This window comes from Lentzea sp. NPDC036955, from assembly GCF_055608005.1.
Genome location: NZ_JBVJRC010000003.1, coordinates 615,039 through 629,691 on the forward strand (window position 1 = coordinate 615,039; position 14,653 = coordinate 629,691).

12 protein-coding genes are annotated in these 14,653 nt (G+C 70.8%); 10 read left to right on the forward strand and 2 right to left on the reverse strand.

What is annotated here, in order from left to right:
* The first annotated feature begins 42 nt into the window (after positions 1 to 42).
* Positions 43 to 2,853 (forward strand): S8 family peptidase, encoded by a 2,811-nt coding sequence (locus ACZ7CF_RS12195; protein ID WP_470369573.1) that lies wholly within the window; start codon positions 43 to 45, stop codon positions 2,851 to 2,853.
* Positions 2,854 to 2,904: 51 nt separating this feature from the next.
* A complete protein-coding gene (locus ACZ7CF_RS12200; RefSeq protein WP_470369574.1) occupies positions 2,905 to 3,828 on the forward strand; it encodes an N-acetylglucosamine kinase in 924 nt (307 codons plus the stop codon).
* Here the strand turns inward: ACZ7CF_RS12200 and ACZ7CF_RS12205 are convergent.
* Entirely contained in the window at positions 3,823 to 4,731 is a 909-nt protein-coding gene (locus tag ACZ7CF_RS12205; protein WP_360385352.1) for a LysR family transcriptional regulator, read from the reverse strand. The two genes, ACZ7CF_RS12200 and ACZ7CF_RS12205, sit on opposite strands and share 6 nt — an antisense overlap.
* A 206-nt stretch (positions 4,732 to 4,937) precedes the next feature.
* Between ACZ7CF_RS12205 and ACZ7CF_RS12210 the strand changes: the two genes are divergently transcribed.
* From ACZ7CF_RS12210 to ACZ7CF_RS12220, 3 genes are read left to right on the forward strand one after another with little or no spacing between them, the layout of a single operon-like run.
* A complete protein-coding gene (locus ACZ7CF_RS12210) occupies positions 4,938 to 5,732 on the forward strand; it encodes a 2-amino-3,7-dideoxy-D-threo-hept-6-ulosonate synthase (protein ID WP_360385350.1) in 795 nt (264 codons plus the stop codon).
* Positions 5,729 to 6,802, forward strand: a complete 1,074-nt coding sequence (locus tag ACZ7CF_RS12215; RefSeq protein ID WP_470369575.1) for a 3-dehydroquinate synthase II family protein — start codon at positions 5,729 to 5,731, stop codon at positions 6,800 to 6,802. Before ACZ7CF_RS12210 ends, ACZ7CF_RS12215 begins: the two co-directional genes overlap by 4 nt.
* 1 nt (position 6,803) lies before the next feature.
* Positions 6,804 to 8,183 carry a class I adenylate-forming enzyme family protein gene (locus ACZ7CF_RS12220; RefSeq protein ID WP_470369576.1) on the forward strand — a complete coding sequence of 460 codons (1,380 nt, stop codon included), beginning with the start codon at positions 6,804 to 6,806 and terminating at the stop codon, positions 8,181 to 8,183.
* On the opposite strand, the gene ACZ7CF_RS12225 is transcribed toward ACZ7CF_RS12220, so the two are convergent.
* Positions 8,147 to 8,827: a DUF3159 domain-containing protein gene (locus ACZ7CF_RS12225; RefSeq protein ID WP_360385344.1), complete on the reverse strand. Its 681-nt coding sequence runs from the start codon at positions 8,825 to 8,827 to the stop codon at positions 8,147 to 8,149. The genes ACZ7CF_RS12220 and ACZ7CF_RS12225 overlap by 37 nt on opposite strands.
* A gap of 127 nt (positions 8,828 to 8,954) precedes the next feature.
* On the opposite strand from ACZ7CF_RS12225, the gene ACZ7CF_RS12230 reads away from it, so the two are divergent.
* From ACZ7CF_RS12230 to ACZ7CF_RS12250, 5 genes are read left to right on the forward strand one after another with little or no spacing between them, the layout of a single operon-like run.
* Positions 8,955 to 10,166: an ROK family transcriptional regulator gene (locus tag ACZ7CF_RS12230; protein WP_470369577.1), complete on the forward strand. Its 1,212-nt coding sequence runs from the start codon at positions 8,955 to 8,957 to the stop codon at positions 10,164 to 10,166.
* Between the two features lie 16 nt (positions 10,167 to 10,182).
* Positions 10,183 to 11,508 (forward strand): ABC transporter substrate-binding protein, encoded by a 1,326-nt coding sequence (locus ACZ7CF_RS12235; RefSeq protein ID WP_360385340.1) that lies wholly within the window; start codon positions 10,183 to 10,185, stop codon positions 11,506 to 11,508.
* 11 nt (positions 11,509 to 11,519) lie between these two features.
* Positions 11,520 to 12,494, forward strand: coding sequence for a carbohydrate ABC transporter permease (locus tag ACZ7CF_RS12240; protein WP_470369578.1), 975 nt, complete (start codon positions 11,520 to 11,522; stop codon positions 12,492 to 12,494).
* A complete protein-coding gene (locus ACZ7CF_RS12245) occupies positions 12,491 to 13,384 on the forward strand; it encodes a carbohydrate ABC transporter permease (protein ID WP_360385336.1) in 894 nt (297 codons plus the stop codon). The genes ACZ7CF_RS12240 and ACZ7CF_RS12245 overlap by 4 nt, the downstream gene beginning before the upstream one ends.
* Positions 13,381 to 14,649, forward strand: a complete 1,269-nt coding sequence (locus ACZ7CF_RS12250; protein ID WP_470369579.1) for a 6-phospho-beta-glucosidase — start codon at positions 13,381 to 13,383, stop codon at positions 14,647 to 14,649. The genes ACZ7CF_RS12245 and ACZ7CF_RS12250 overlap by 4 nt, the downstream gene beginning before the upstream one ends.
* Positions 14,650 to 14,653: the final 4 nt, after the last annotated feature.

Genomic DNA, 14,653 nt, shown 5'->3' on the forward strand with positions numbered 1-14,653 from the left:
GGCCCTGACGTGAAGTCGTCCGATGACTAGGAGAGGTTGATCATGAATTTGGCCATCGCGTCACTCCTGGTGGGCGCGCTGCTGACACCTGTTGCTTCGCCGCCGGATGTAACCGTTTTCGTCGAGCTGACCTCGGCCCCGGCGGTCGAGTCTCGGGACGCTTCTCAGGCGCGTTCCGCACGGGAGCGGATCTCCGAGCACGTGTCGCGGGTCGTGTCCCGGTCCGGTGGGAAGGAGGTTGCGCGAACGACCAACGCGGTGCCCGGCGTCGTCCTCGCGGTCGGCCGTTCCCACCTGTCGGAACTGGCGCGGATGCCCGAGGTCCGCGCGGTCCACCGGATGGTCCCGAAGGAGCCGTCCAACGCCTCCGCCGTCCGGCTCACCCGCACCTCCGACGTCTGGCGGTCGCTCGGGCGCCTCGGCGAGGGCGTCCGGATCGGCGTGATCGACACGGGCATCGACTACCGGCACGCGGACTTCGGCGGCGGCACGTTCCCCACGGCCAAGGTGGTCGGCGGGTACGACTTCGCGGGCGACGCCTACACCGCGGGCAAGGCCCCGCCGGTGCCGGACGCGGACCCGCTGGACTGCCAGGGCCACGGCACGCACGTGGCCGGCACGGCGGCCGGGTTCGGCGTGAACGCCGACGGCTCGACCTACCGCGGCTCGTACTCGTCGGTCGACCTCGACTCGATGCGGATCGGGCCGGGAACGGCACCGCGGGCGTTGCTGTACGCGCTGAAGGTGTTCGGCTGCCGGGGTTCCACCGAGCTGACCGCGAAGGCGCTGGACTGGGCGCTCGACCCGAACGGTGACGGCGACTTCTCCGACAAGCTCGACGTGGTGAACCTGTCGCTGGGCAGCAACTTCGGCGCACCGGACGACCCCGACTCGCTGTTCGTGCGCAAGCTGGTCGAGCACGGCGTGGTCGTGGTGGCGGCGGCGGGCAACGGCGGCGACCTCTACGACGTGTCCGGGTCGCCGGGCAACGCACCGGGCGTGATCTCCGTGGCGAACAGCAGGGACGCGGGCGAGGTGCTCGACGGCGTCGAGGCGCTGGGACAGCGGTGGCCGGGCCAGTACAGCATCGGCTACAAGGACCCGATCGACCTGACGCTGCCGGTGGTGCGGCTGAAGTCCGGTGTGGACGGTTGCGAGCCGATCAGCGAGCCGTTGGCCGGCAAGCTCGTCTGGCTGGAGTGGGACGACGACGACGCGACGCGCGCCTGCGGTTCCGGTCCGCGCACGGACAACGCGTGGCAGGCCGGCGCGGCCGGGGTGCTGCTGCCGACGACGTTGCCGGCGTTCGCGGCCGGCATCGCGGGCAACGCGCACATCCCGGCGTTCCAGCTGACGGCGGCCGCGACCACGGCGCTGCGGCCCGCGCTGGAGGCCGGGACGCTGACGGTGCGCCTGGCGTCGTCGCTGAAGCGCGCGGTGCCGTCGGTGACGCCGGAGATCGAGGACACGATCACGCCCTCGTCGTCGCGGTCGCGGTCGGCGATCTCGGTGGCCGCCCCCGGTGACACGATCTTCTCCGCGGCCTCGGGAACCGCCTCGGACGGTGTGTCGATGGGCGGCACGTCGATGGCGTCGCCGCACGTGGCGGGCATCGCGGCCCTGCTGCGCGAGGCGCATCCGCGGTGGACGGTCGAGGAGATCCGCGCCGCGCTGGTGAACACGGCCTCCGGGGTGGTCCGGTCCGCGTCCGGCGTGCGGGAGGCGCCGATGCGGGTCGGTTCCGGCCGGGTGGACGGGCTGGCTGCGCTCGGCGCGGACGTGCTGGTGCTGGGCGACGCGTCGTTCGGCACGGTCGAGGTGGACGGGCCGGTGCAGGCCACGCGGACGTTGCGGGTGGTCAACAAGGGCACGGAACCGGTGCGGCTGAACCCGTTCTACGAGCCGATCACGAAGGTGCCGGGGGTGGCGTTCTCCGTGTCGCCGTTCGTGGTGGTGCCCGCAGGCGGGTCGGCGCCCGTGCGGGTGCAGCTGCGGATCACGAACCCGGCGGCGCTGCGCAAGACACCGGACCCGAGCGTGTCGCTGGCCGACGGCCGGCAGTTCCTGGCGGAGGCGTCCGGGCTCGTGCGGTTCACCGGCGACCGGTCGTTGCAGGTCCCGGTCTACGCGGCGCCGAAGCCGGTGTCGCGGCTGTCGGTGTCGTCCGGCCGGGTCACCGGGCAGGGCCTGGACCAGGGCGAGTTCGTCGCGCGCATGACCGTGCTGGAACTGGGCGCGCGCTCACCGCGGCTGCCCGCGTGCACCCCGGAGGTGCGCGACGGCTGCACCGCGAACCGGACTGCCCGCGGCGCCGACCTGCGGTACGCCGGCGCGACCGCGACGCCGGAGCTGCTGGCGTTCGGCGTCGCGACCTGGGACACGTGGCAGAACCAGGGCGGCAACACCCGGCCGCGGGTGCGGTTCACGGTGGGCGGCAAGGAGTTCCTGACCGAGGCGGTCAAGCAGGAGGGCGCGGACGGCACCGTGACGGCGGACGTGTGGCTCGCGCGCACGACCGACGTCGCCTCCGACGAGGTGGTGGACGAACAGCCCCTCAACGGCCTGGCCGGTTCCACCGACACCAACCTCTTCGACAGCGACGTGGTGGTGCTGCCGGTGTCGCGCTCGGTGCTGCCGACCGGCCCGGTGACGTACACGGTGGCGGTGGCCAGCCGCTACCCCGCGCCCGCCGACGCCGACGAGCTCGTGGACGTGACCGAGCCTGCCGTCTTCGCCTACGGGACCGAGGTCCCTTCACTGTCCACTGTGGTCCATCCGGGTGATCGAGTTCCGCCGGGCACCCTGGTGTTCTTCCACCACAACGCGACGGGTGACCGCGCACTGGCCGGGTGACACCCGGTTGGGCGTGCCACCGGTGGCCTGACCTCGGCATACTCGGTCGTCATGGATCTCGTGGTCGGTCTGGACGCCGGTGGCACGTCCACCAGGGCAGTGGTGCTCGACCTCGGCGGCGCCCGGCTGGGCCAGGGCCTCGCCGGCGGCGCGAACCCGAACTCGCACCCACCCGCCCTCGCCGCGGCCCACATCGGCGAGGCCCTGAAGGAGGCCCTCGACGGCCTCGACACCCGCCGCGTCCGCTCCGGCGTCCTGGGCATGGCAGGCGCCTCCCGGATGTCGGACCCGGCGGTGTCGGCCCTGTTCGAGGAGGCCTGGGAACGCGCGGGCCTGCACTGCCCGATGCGCGTGGTCACCGACTGCGAGGCGGCGTTCGCCACGGGCACCTCCTCCGCCGACGGCACCGTGCTGGTCGCCGGCACGGGCTCCATCGCGGGCCGCATCGTGGACCACCGCATGGTCGGCCAGTCCGGCGGCTACGGCTGGCTGCTCGGCGACGACGGCTCCGCGTTCTGGCTGGGCCGCGAGGCCGTCCGCGCCACGGTGCGCCTGCTGGACCTGGACGCGCCGCTGGAGGGGCTGGCCACCGCGGTGCTGACGACGGCGGGGGTGCGCGGGCGCGGTGCGTTGATCACCGCGGTGAACTCCTCGCCACCGATCGCCCTCGCGCGCTTCGCCCCGCTGGTGTCGGCCGCCTACCACCACGGGGACCCGGCGGCGCTGTCGATCGTGGCGTCGGCGGCGCGGTTGCTGGCGGACATGGCCTCGGCGGTGCGCGCGCCGGAGGACACGTCGCCGATCGTGCTGGTGGGTTCGTTGATCAAGACACCGGTGGGGATGCACCTGAAGCAGGAGCTGCGGGGGCGGTGCGGCGCAGAGGTGATCATGGCGACGGAAGGGGCCGTGGGGGCGGCCTGGCTGGCGGCGGTGGACGTGCTGGGCCCGGACGCGCCGCGGCCCAGCCGGTCATGAGGCCAGCAGCCTGCCCGAGTGCGGTGTCCGCTCGCGGTAGGCCCGGAGCAGCCCGGCGTGCACGTCGTCCACGTGCTCGGCGGCGTCGTCGTTCCACACCAGCGTGATCCGGCGGTACAGCGGGTTGCCGGTGATCGGCTTGAGCAGCACGCCCGGCGCGTCCTGGCCGGGGAAGAACCCCGCCACGGCACCGGTCGACCGCACCAGGTCGGCGGCCACCGCGGCATCGGCACCGAAGTGCGCGCACCGGGGCGTGAACCCGACGGCCTCGCAGGCCTGTTCGAGGTTGAGCCGGCCGCCGTGGTTCTCGTCCGGCACGACCCACTCCTCCCCTGCCAGCTCGGACAGCCGCACCTCGCTGCGGCCCGACAGCCGGTGGCCCACCGGGACGCCGATCAGCATGCGTTCCGTCACGACACCGCGCAGGCCGATCGCTTCGGGAAACCGCAGTGGGCTGCGCGGGAACTCCACCACCAGGGCCAGGTCCAGCTCGCCCGTGCACACGAGCTCGAGCACGGTGTCGCCGCCGCGTTCGACGTGCGTGGTCTGCGGCAAGCCGGGCAGCACCTCGCGCACGGCCCCGACGAGCAGCCCGGTGGGCGACCCCGCCACGCCACCGAGCCGGATGCCCGAGTCACCCCGCCGCACCAGCCGGTGCGAGGTGACGATCAGGTCGTCGAAGCGTTCGACCAGGTCCTGAGCCCGCAGCACGACGTGGCGGCCCAGTTCGGTCAGCTCGACGCCGTCGGTGCGACGCAGGAACAACGGCCCGCCGAGGCTCGCCTCGATCCTGCGCACCTGGGCTGTCAGTCCGGCCTGCGCGATCTTCAGCTGCGTGGCGGCCCTGGTGATGCTGCCCGCACTCGCCACGGCGAGCACCACGTGCAGATGTCTGAGCTCCATTCGCACTGACGAAGCCTAGGGCAGTGGAGGAGCGACAAACACGGCCACGCGGGTGTCACCAAATGACCTTTCTGCGGCCCGCGCCGACCCTCGGATTGCTCCGTTCGGCCGATAAACCGGGAGTTATCGGAACCTCACACCTACCGCTGCGCGCACCGGCTGCCTCAGGCTGCTGTCGACCACCGGATGACACCAGGGGTGAGGCCATGAGGAAAGCGTTGCGGCTGCGACGCCTTTCCCGTCAGCAAGACGACAGGTACCTCTTCGTACCGCTGGACCACAGCGTCTCGGACGGCCCGGTCGTGCCGAGGGACCGGTGGCACGACCTGATCAGCGCCGTCGTGCAGGGCGGCGCCGACGCGGTCATAGTCCACAAAGGACGCGTGCGCACCATCGACCCGGCCGTGCTCGGCGGTTGCGGGTTGATCGTGCACCTCAGCGCGGGCACCGCGCACATGGCCGACGTCAACGCCAAGGTGCTCGTCGGTGAGGTGGACGAGGCGTTGCGGCTCGGTGCCGACGGGGTGAGCGTGCACGTCAACATCGGCTCCGACACGGAGGCGCGTCAGCTGGCCGACCTGGGCACGGTCGCGGCGGCGTGCGACGCCTGGAACGTCCCGCTGGTCGTGATGATCTACGCCAGGGGACCGCGCATCGGAGACCCGCGCGACCCGGCCCTGCTGGCGCACGTCGTCAACATCGCGACGGACCTGGGCGCGGACATCGTCAAGACCAACCTCGCGCACCCGGCGGAGAACATGGCGGACGTCGTCGCGAACTGCCCGCTCCCCGTGCTCGTCGCGGGCGGCGCCGCCTCCTCGCACAGCCTCGCCGGACACGCGCGCGCCGCGATGGCCGCCGGCTGCGCGGGCCTCGCGGTGGGACGGCGGGTCTTCGCCTCACCGACGCCGATGCAGCTCGTCGCGGAGCTCGCGGCGATCGTGCACACGCCCACCGACACCAGCCTCATCGACGCACTGACAGCCTTGGAGAACCGGTGAAGTTCGCCTGGATCGACCTCAGAACCGTCCCGGAAGCGCAGCGCACCGCGGTGGTCGACGCCGCCGTGCACAGCCGCGTGGCCGGAGTCGTCGCGGACGATCCCGCGCTGCTCGACGACCTCCCTCCCACGATGACGCGGGTGCTGCTGGCGGACGAGCCCGTCGAGAGCCCGCACCTCGTGGTCGTGCCGGTGGACGAGCAGGACGAGCTCGACCGGCTGCCCACGCGGTCGGCGTCCGTCACGGTCGGCGACGACCGCACGCTCAAGCTCGCCTGCGCCGCGGCGGAGCGCCTGGACCACACCGTCGTCACGTTCACCGACCCGACCAAGATCCCCCTGGAGATCGTGATCGCGGCCGCGCACGGCGCCCCCGGCAAGCTGGTCACGGTGGTCTCCGACCTCGTGGAGGCCGCGATCGTCCTCGAATGCCTGGAACACGGCTCCGACGGCGTCCTGATGGCCCCCGCCGACGCCACCGACGTGTTCAAGCTCGCCCGGCTGCTCGAAGCCACGTCCCCGCCGCTGACGCTGACCACGCTCACCGTGGAGGCGTTGACCCACAACGGTCTGGGCGACCGCGTCTGCGTCGACACCGCCTCGCACTTCGCCGAGGACGAGGGCATCCTCGTCGGCTCCTTCTCGTCCGGCTTCGTGCTGTGCTGCAGCGAGACGCACCCGTTGCCGTACATGCCGACGCGGCCGTTCCGCGTCAACGCGGGCGCGCTGCACTCGTACGTCCTCGGACCGGCGAACCGCACGAACTACCTGTCCGAGCTGCGGTCCGGCAGCAAGGTCCTCGCCGTCAACGCCGACGGCCGCACCCGCGAGCTGACCGTGGGCCGCGCCAAGCTGGAGTCCCGCCCGATGCTCACGATCACCGCGCGCTCACCGGAGGGCGTCGTGGTCGACCTGATGGTCCAGGACGACTGGCACGTCCGCGTCCTCGGCCCCGGTGGCAAGGTGCTGAACGTGACCGAGCTCCGACCCGGTGACGAGCTCCTCGGCCACGTCGCCACCGAGCAACGGCACGTGGGCCTGCCGATCGGCGAGTTCTGCAAGGAGTCCTGACATGCGCGCGTTCATCACCGACCTGCTGCACCGCCACGGCGACGAGGTGCCGTTCCTCAGCCACCGCAGCACGGTCACGCACGGGTTGTTGCGCGCCGATGTCACCGCTCAGGCCCGTCGTTTCGCCGCTGCGGGAATCGGGGAGGGCAGCGCGGTCGCCGTCCAGGTGCCGCCGAGCTTCAGCCAGCTCGAAGCCGTGCTCGCGTTGTGGAGCACCGGTGCGCAGGTGATCTCGATCGACCACCGCCTGACGCCGACCGAGACCCAGGTCCTGCACTCGTTGACCCGCCCGGAGTTCCTCGTGCACCCGAGCGGTGCAGCCGCCTCCGGCTTCCAGGAGCGGTACGACCTGGTGACCACCCGCGCGGACGGCCTGCCCGCCGCCACCGACCACCCGCTGGTCCAGTTCAGCTCCGGCTCGACGGGCCGGCCGAAGGTGATCGGGCGCAGCACGTCGTCGCTGGCAGACGAGGTCGCGCGGTTCGAGGCCGCCGAGGGCATGGTGCGCCGCGGTGAACGCCTGCTGCTGCTGAACTCCCCCGCTCACAGCTTCGGCATGGTCGGCGGCCTGCTGCACTCGCTGGCGGCGGGCGTGCACCTCGTCTTCGCGGAAAGGCCCACCGCGGCGGCGATCCTCCGGCAGGCGCGGGACTTCGAGGTCGACTTCGTCACCGGCCAGCCGTTCCACTTCGACCTGCTCGCCGCCTCCCCCGATCCTTCCGCGCTGCGCACGGCCCGCGGGGCGTTCGCCGGCGGCGAGCTCATGCCGCAGGACGTCGCCTCCCGCTTCCAGGCCACCTACGGCATCCCGGTCGGCGAGTGCTTCGGCACCACCGAGACCGGCGCGCTGACCATGGCCGTCGGCGGTACGGTCCGCCCGTCCGTCGGCCCGCTGATGCCGGGCGTCACCGCACGGGTCCGCGACGGCTTGGTCGAGGTGGCGCTGCCCGCCACCCCCTACCTGTCCGAGGACGGCCCGTCGCGCTTCTCCGGCGGCTGGTTCCGCACGGGCGACCGGGGCGAGTTCACGCCCGACGGCGAACTGCGCCTGCTCGGCCGCTCCGACTCGCTGGTCGTGGTGCGCGGTTTCAACGTCGACCTGACCGAGGTGGAGAAGGTCCTGTGCGGGCACCCGCAGGTGACCGAGGCCATCGCGCTGGGCCAGCCGGAGATCCGCGCCTACGTGAGCACCCGGAGCACGACGCTCACCGCGCGCGCCCTGTCGGAGTGGTGCGCGGAGAGGCTCGCCGAGTTCAAGCTGCCCCAGCACATCCACGTGATGGACGCGCTCCCGCGCACTCCCACCGGGAAGGTCGTGCGGAGCGCGGAGCCGCTCCACGCGTCCTACCTGCGGGCGCGATCACTGCCCGAGCCCGGCTGAGCACCCGGTTCCGGCACCTGCGGGTGCCGGAACCCCGGATGTCCGGAAGGCAGCGCCTTCCGCAGCACCCACCCCGACACCAGGATGCACACGACCTGCAACGGCCATGACAGCGCCGCGCGCAGCGTGGCCAGCCAGAACACCTGGGCGTCGAGCCACAGCGGCGTGAACACCGCCACGCGCAGCACGTACTGGGCGACCCACGGCCAGGAGGCGATCGAGTAGGCGCGCAAAAGGGCAGGATCGCGCCGCCACCGGGTCTTCTGCCCCAGCAGGGTGCCGACCACCACGCCGAGCAACGGCCAGCGCACCGCTGTCGACCCGGCCCACGCCAGCGCCGACGCGACGTTGGACAGCAGCTGGATCAGGAAGAAGTCCTCGACGCGGCCCGTGTACAGGGCGATCAGGGCCGCGGCCACGACCAGCAGCACGGAGAGCACCACGGCGCGGGGTTTCTCGCCGCGCACGAAGCGGATGACGCCGATGACGACGCCGCACAGCACCGCGGCGACAGCGCCTGCTCCGATCGAGTGGCCCCAGACGAGCCAGCCCGCGACGAACGCCAGTGGGGGCAGGGAGGCGTCGAGGGCGCCGCCTCGGCCTCCGAGCAGTGATGCGAGCGACTCCTGGCGCACGTCGGTCATGTTCCCAGACTGCCTTAGGTCAGCCTAAGTCAGGTAACGGAGCTGTATCGGGGATTGACCGCGGTGAACCAGGTCACTACCGTCTCCACGAAATCGTCTGGAAAGTTAACAGACAGGAGCTGACCCAATGCGTGCCGGAAGCCCACGACTGCTGCGGGAGATCAACGACCGCGCAGCCATCGAGGCTCTGCTGCGCAACGGGTCGCTGACCCGGTCGGAGTTGGAGGGCCTCATCGGTCTCTCCAAGCCGGCGACCGCACAGCTGCTCACCCGGCTCGAAACCGCCGACACCGTCGTCCGCAACGGACTGCGCGGGGGCGGGCGGGGGCCGCGGGCCCAGCTGTGGTCGGTCAACGGGACCCTCGCGCACATCGCCGCCGTCGACCTCACCCCCGAGTCGGTCGACGTCGCCATCGCGGACATCTCCGGTGCCGTGCTCACCGAGCACAAAGCGCTGATGCCCGCCAAGCACGGCGTCGTGGAGGCGTTCGCGCACGCGGTCGGCACCGCGTGCGCGCAGGCCGGTCTGGGTCCCGAGGAGCTGCTGCACGTCGTGGTGGGCTGTCCGGGTGCGGTGAACCCCGCGACCGGCGAGCTCGCGTACGCACCGCACCTGCCCGGCTGGAACGGCTTCGACGTGCCCGGCCGGCTGCGCGAGCGGCTCGGGACGTCGGTGAGCGTCGAGAACGACGTCAACCTCGTCGCACTGGAGGAGATGGTCGCCGGGCGGGCCACGGAGGTGCGCGACTTCGTCGTCATCTGGCCAGCCGACCTCGTCGGTGCCGCCGTCGTGATCAACGGGGTGCTGCTGCGCGGCGCCTCCGGTGGCGCCGGCGAGATCGACGGGTTGATGATCCCCGACCGCGCGACCGCCGACACCGACACCGACCGCTCCGGCGGCACGTACGGCGAACTGCTCAGCAGTGCTTCGATCTGCAAGCTCGCCAAGGCCCACGGGCTCGCCGCGCGCAACGGTCACGGTGCCGTGCGCAAGGCGCTGGCCGCCGGTCCCGCGGGCCGTGAGTTCCTGGCCGACCTCGCCAGGCGCATCGCCACGGGTGTGGCCGGTGTCGTCGCGGTGCTCGACCCCGAGCTCGTCCTGCTGTCCGGCGACATCGCCCAGGCAGGCGGAACCACGTTGAACGACCTCGTTGCCGCGGAGCTGCGGCAACTGGTGGTGCCCAGGACCCCTGTGCAGCTGGCGCTGGTGACCGGGAAGCCGGTGCGCTCCGGCGCACTGCACTCGGCGCTGGCCGTCGCGCGCGAGCAGGTGTTCGGCCTGCCGGCAGCCACCACCGCACCATTCCGCGGCCCCGTGGTCGCCGGGTCCCCACGTTGATCGAGAAGGAGTGCACATGCGCAAGCACACCCGTGCTGCCTTGCTCTGTGTCGCCGCAGCGCTGACCCTCACCGCATGTGCGGCGGGCAAGGGTGGCGGCGCCGGTTCCGACGCCGCAGCTGCTCCCGGCAAGGACGACAAGCTGACGCTCACGGTCTGGAGCAACTACTCCGACCGCGAGCTCGAAGAAGTCACGAAGGCCCTCAAGACGTTCAACAAGAAGTTCCCGAACATCGAGATCAAGCACGAGGGCTCGCAGGACGACGACAAGATCACCGCGGGCATCCGGTCGGGCAACACGCCGGACGTCGCGCTGTCGTTCACCACCGACAACATCGGCCAGTTCTGCTCCTCCGGCGCGTTCCAGCCGCTGAAGGCCTACATCGACCGCGACAAGGTCGACCTGAACCAGCTCTCCCCCGCGGTCCAGGAGTACACCGAGTACAAGGGCAACCGCTGCGCGATGCCCATGCTCACCGACGTGTACGCCATGTACTTCAACAAGGACCTGCTGGCGAACGCCGGCGTCACGAACCCGCCGAAGACGCTCGACGAGCTCTACGACGCGGCCGTCAAGGCGACCAAGAAGGCGCCCAACGGCGACATCGAGGTCGCGGGCTACCTGCCCACCATGGGCTTCTACGCCAACCGCCCGACCATCCTCGCGCCGTCGTTCGGCGCGGAGTGGGAGAAGGACGGCAAGTCCGCGCTCTCGACCTCGCCCGGCTTCACCGAGATGATGACGTTCCAGAAGAAGCTCGTCGACTTCTACGGCTACGACGCGCTCGAGCGCTTCCGCGCGGGCCTGGGCCAGGAGTACTCGGCCGACCACGCGTTCCACCAGGGCAAGATCGCGATCATGATCGACGGTGAGTACCGCACCGCGTTCCTCAAGGCGCAGGCACCGCAGATCAAGTTCGGCACCGCCCCGTTCCCGACGTGGAAGCCCGCCGACTACGGCACGGCGTTCACCACCGGCACGATCATGGGCATCCCCAAGGGCGCCAAGAACCCCGGCGCCGCGTGGGAGCTGATCAAGCACCTGACGTTCGACACCGACACGATCGTCGACCTGTCCAACGCCATCAAGAACGTGCCGAGCACCAAGGCCGCCATGGAGAGCCCGAAGCTCCAGGTGGACGAGCAGTTCAAGACGTTCATCGAGCTCGCCAGGAGCGACAAGCTCAAGGGCAACCCCGTCACCCCCATCGGTGACGCGCACATCAAGGCCGTCACCGACTTCTCGGTCTCCTACCAGTCCGGCAAGGTCGCGGACCTGGCGGCGGGCCTCAAGGAGGTCGACAAGAACATCGACGACCAGATCGCCAAGAGCGGCAAGTAGGGGTCCACGAGATGACCGCCACGCTCGGCGCCCGGCCCGCCCCCGGCAAGGGGCGGGCCCGTGCCCGCCACCGTCTGGCCGTGCTCGGGTTCATGGCCCCGGCCCTCATCGGCTTCGTCCTGTTCTTCGGCTACCCGCTGATCGCCACGGTCGTGTTCTCGTTCACGAAGTACGACCTGATCAACCCGCCGGAGTTCAACGGCCTCGACAACTACGCGTTCATGTTCAAGGACCCCTTGCTGGTCAAGGCGATCACGAACACGCTGTGGTTCGTCGTGGTGCTCACGGTCGCGCGGACCGTGTTCGCGCTGGGCGTGGCGTCGGTCATCGCTCGCTTGAAGTCGGGCGTCGGGTTGATCCGCACGCTCTGCTACCTGCCCTCGCTGGCGCCGCCGGTGGCCGCGACACTCGTGTTCTTCATGGTGCTGCGCCCCAACGGCGGCCCGGTGGACAGCGTCCTCGGCTGGTTCGGCCTGGACTCGCCGCTGTGGTTCTCGGACCCGGCGTGGGCCAAGCCCGGCATCACCGCGATCATGCTGTGGATCTCCGGCGACCTGATGATCATCATCCTGGCCGCGATCCTCGACGTGCCGCAGGAGCAGTACGAGGCCGCCGAGCTCGACGGCGCCGGCCCGGTCCGGCGCTGGTGGCACGTCACGCTGCCGACGATCTCCCCGGTGCTGCTCTTCGGCGTCGTGAACTCGGTGATCCTCGCGCTGCAGCTCTTCACGCAGGCGGTCGTCGCAGGGTCGGCCGGCTCGGGCGCTGCGGACGCGACGGGGTCGACCAAGTACCTCGGGTTCCCGGACAACTCCACGCTGACGTTCCCGGTCTACCTGTACACGCAGGGCTTCCGCTACTTCGACATGGGCTACGCGGCCGCGATGGCCACGGTCCTGTTCATCATCTCGTTCGCCGTGACCATCGTGCTGGTCCAGCGGATGCGCAAGAACTCCACGGCTGAGGAAGGGGGTCCGGGAGCATGACCGCCACACTGGCCACACCGCCGGTCGACGTCACCGCGGAACCGGAGCAGCCGCGCCGCAAGCGCGACGTCGGGGGCTTCCTCAACTGGGTCGCGACCCACGCGATCGGTCTCGCGCTCGGCCTGATGTTCGCCACGCCCGTCGTGTTCGTCTTCCTCACCGCGGTGATGTCGGACGACCAGGCGTTCACCTCGAACCTGTGGCCGCGCGAGTGGCACTGGGAGAACTTCGTCGAGGTCTTCGACAAGGCACCGCTGCTGGAGTACCTGGTCAACAGCCTCACGTACTCCCTGCTCGCGACCGCAGGCATGCTGATCTCGTCGATCCCCGCCGCCTACGCGCTGGCGAAGCTGCAGTGGCGCGGTCGGAACGTCGCGTTCATCCTGGTCATCGGCGCGATGATGCTGCCGCCGCAGGTCGTGGCCGTGCCGCTGTACGACACGTGGTCGTCGCTGGGCCTGACGGGCACGCTGTGGCCGTTGATCGTGCCGTACTTCCTGTTCGACGCGTTCAGCATCTTCCTGCTGCGCCAGTTCATGCTCACGATCCCGCAGTCCTACGTGGACGCGGCACGGGTGGACGGCTGCTCGGAGTTCCAAGCGCTGGTGCGGATCATCGTGCCGATGGCGAAGCCGGGCATCGCGGCCACCGCGCTGTTCTGCTTCCTCTTCACCTGGAACGACTACTTCGGCCCGCTGCTCTACACGGGCGAGGTGAAGGACCAGTGGACGTTGTCGCTGGCGCTGGCCACGTTCAAGGGCATGCACATCGTGCAGTGGAACTCGTCGATGGCGGTGACGTTCCTGACGATGGTCCCGGCCGTCGTCCTCTTCGTCTTCGCCCAGAAGTCGTTCGTCAAGGGAATCACGTTCACGGGGGTCAAGGGATGAAACTCACCGTCGTCGGTGGCGGGTCCACCTACACACCGGAGCTGATCGACGGCATCGCCGGCCGTCGCACCAGCCTGGCGGTGGACGAGATCGTCCTCGTCGACCCGGACCAGCACCGCCTCGGCCTCGTCGGGCCGTTCAGCCAGCGGCTGCTGGAGCACGCGGGACACCCGGCGAAGGTGCGCACCACCTCGTCGCTCGAAGAAGGCGTCGAGGGCGCGTCGGCTGTCCTCCTGCAACTGCGGGTGGGCGGGCAGACGGCGCGGGCCTCGGACGAGACGTTCCCGCTGACCTGCGGGTGCGTCGGCCAGGAGACCACCGGCGCGGGAGGCCTCGCGAAGGCCCTGCGGACCGTGCCGGTGGTCCTGGACATCGCGGACAGGGTGCGGCGCATCGCCGGGCCCGACACGTGGATCGTGAACTTCACGAACCCGGTCGGGATCGTGACGCGCGCGCTGCTGCAGGAGGGTCACAAGGCGATCGGCCTGTGCAACGTGGCGATCACGTTCCAGCGCTGGACGTCCGCGCTGCTCGGCGTGGACCCGGCCACCGTGGAGCTGGAGCACGTCGGCCTGAACCACCTCACGTGGGAACGCGGCGTCTTCGTCGACGGTGTGGACCGGCTGCCGGAGCTGCTCGCCGACCACGTCGACGGGCTGGCCGAGCACATCGGCATCGACGGTGCGCTGATGCGGCGGCTGAACATGGTGCCGTCGTACTACCTGAACTACTTCTACAACCACGACGCGGTGGTGCAGAAGCAGCTCGACTCGCCGCCGCGTGCGGAGGTCGTTGCCGCGGTGGAGAAGGAGCTGCTCGACATCTACGGCGACCCGTCGGTGGTGACGAAGCCGGAGCAGCTGTCGCAGCGCGGTGGCGCGTACTACTCGGAGGCCGCCGTGCAGCTCGTGCACGCCCTGACCGGTGGCGCGGGTGCCGAGAGGCACGTGGTGAACGTGCAGAACCGCGGCACGCTGCCGTTCCTGCCCGACGACGCCGTGATCGAGGTGTCGTCCACTGTGGACGGCAGTGGTGGCACGCCGTTGCCGGTGCGGCCGGTGGAGCCTTCGATCTCCGGCCTGATCTCGCACGTGACCGCCTACGAGCACCTGGCGCTGGAGGCCGCGGTCCGCGGTGGCCGCGACCGCGTGGCGAACGCACTGCTCGCCCACCCGCTGATCGGCCAGCACGCCATCGCGGACCGGCTGGCCGACGAGCTGATCGCGCAGAACCGCGATCTGCTCCCGTGGGTGAAGGGAGCCTGACGAC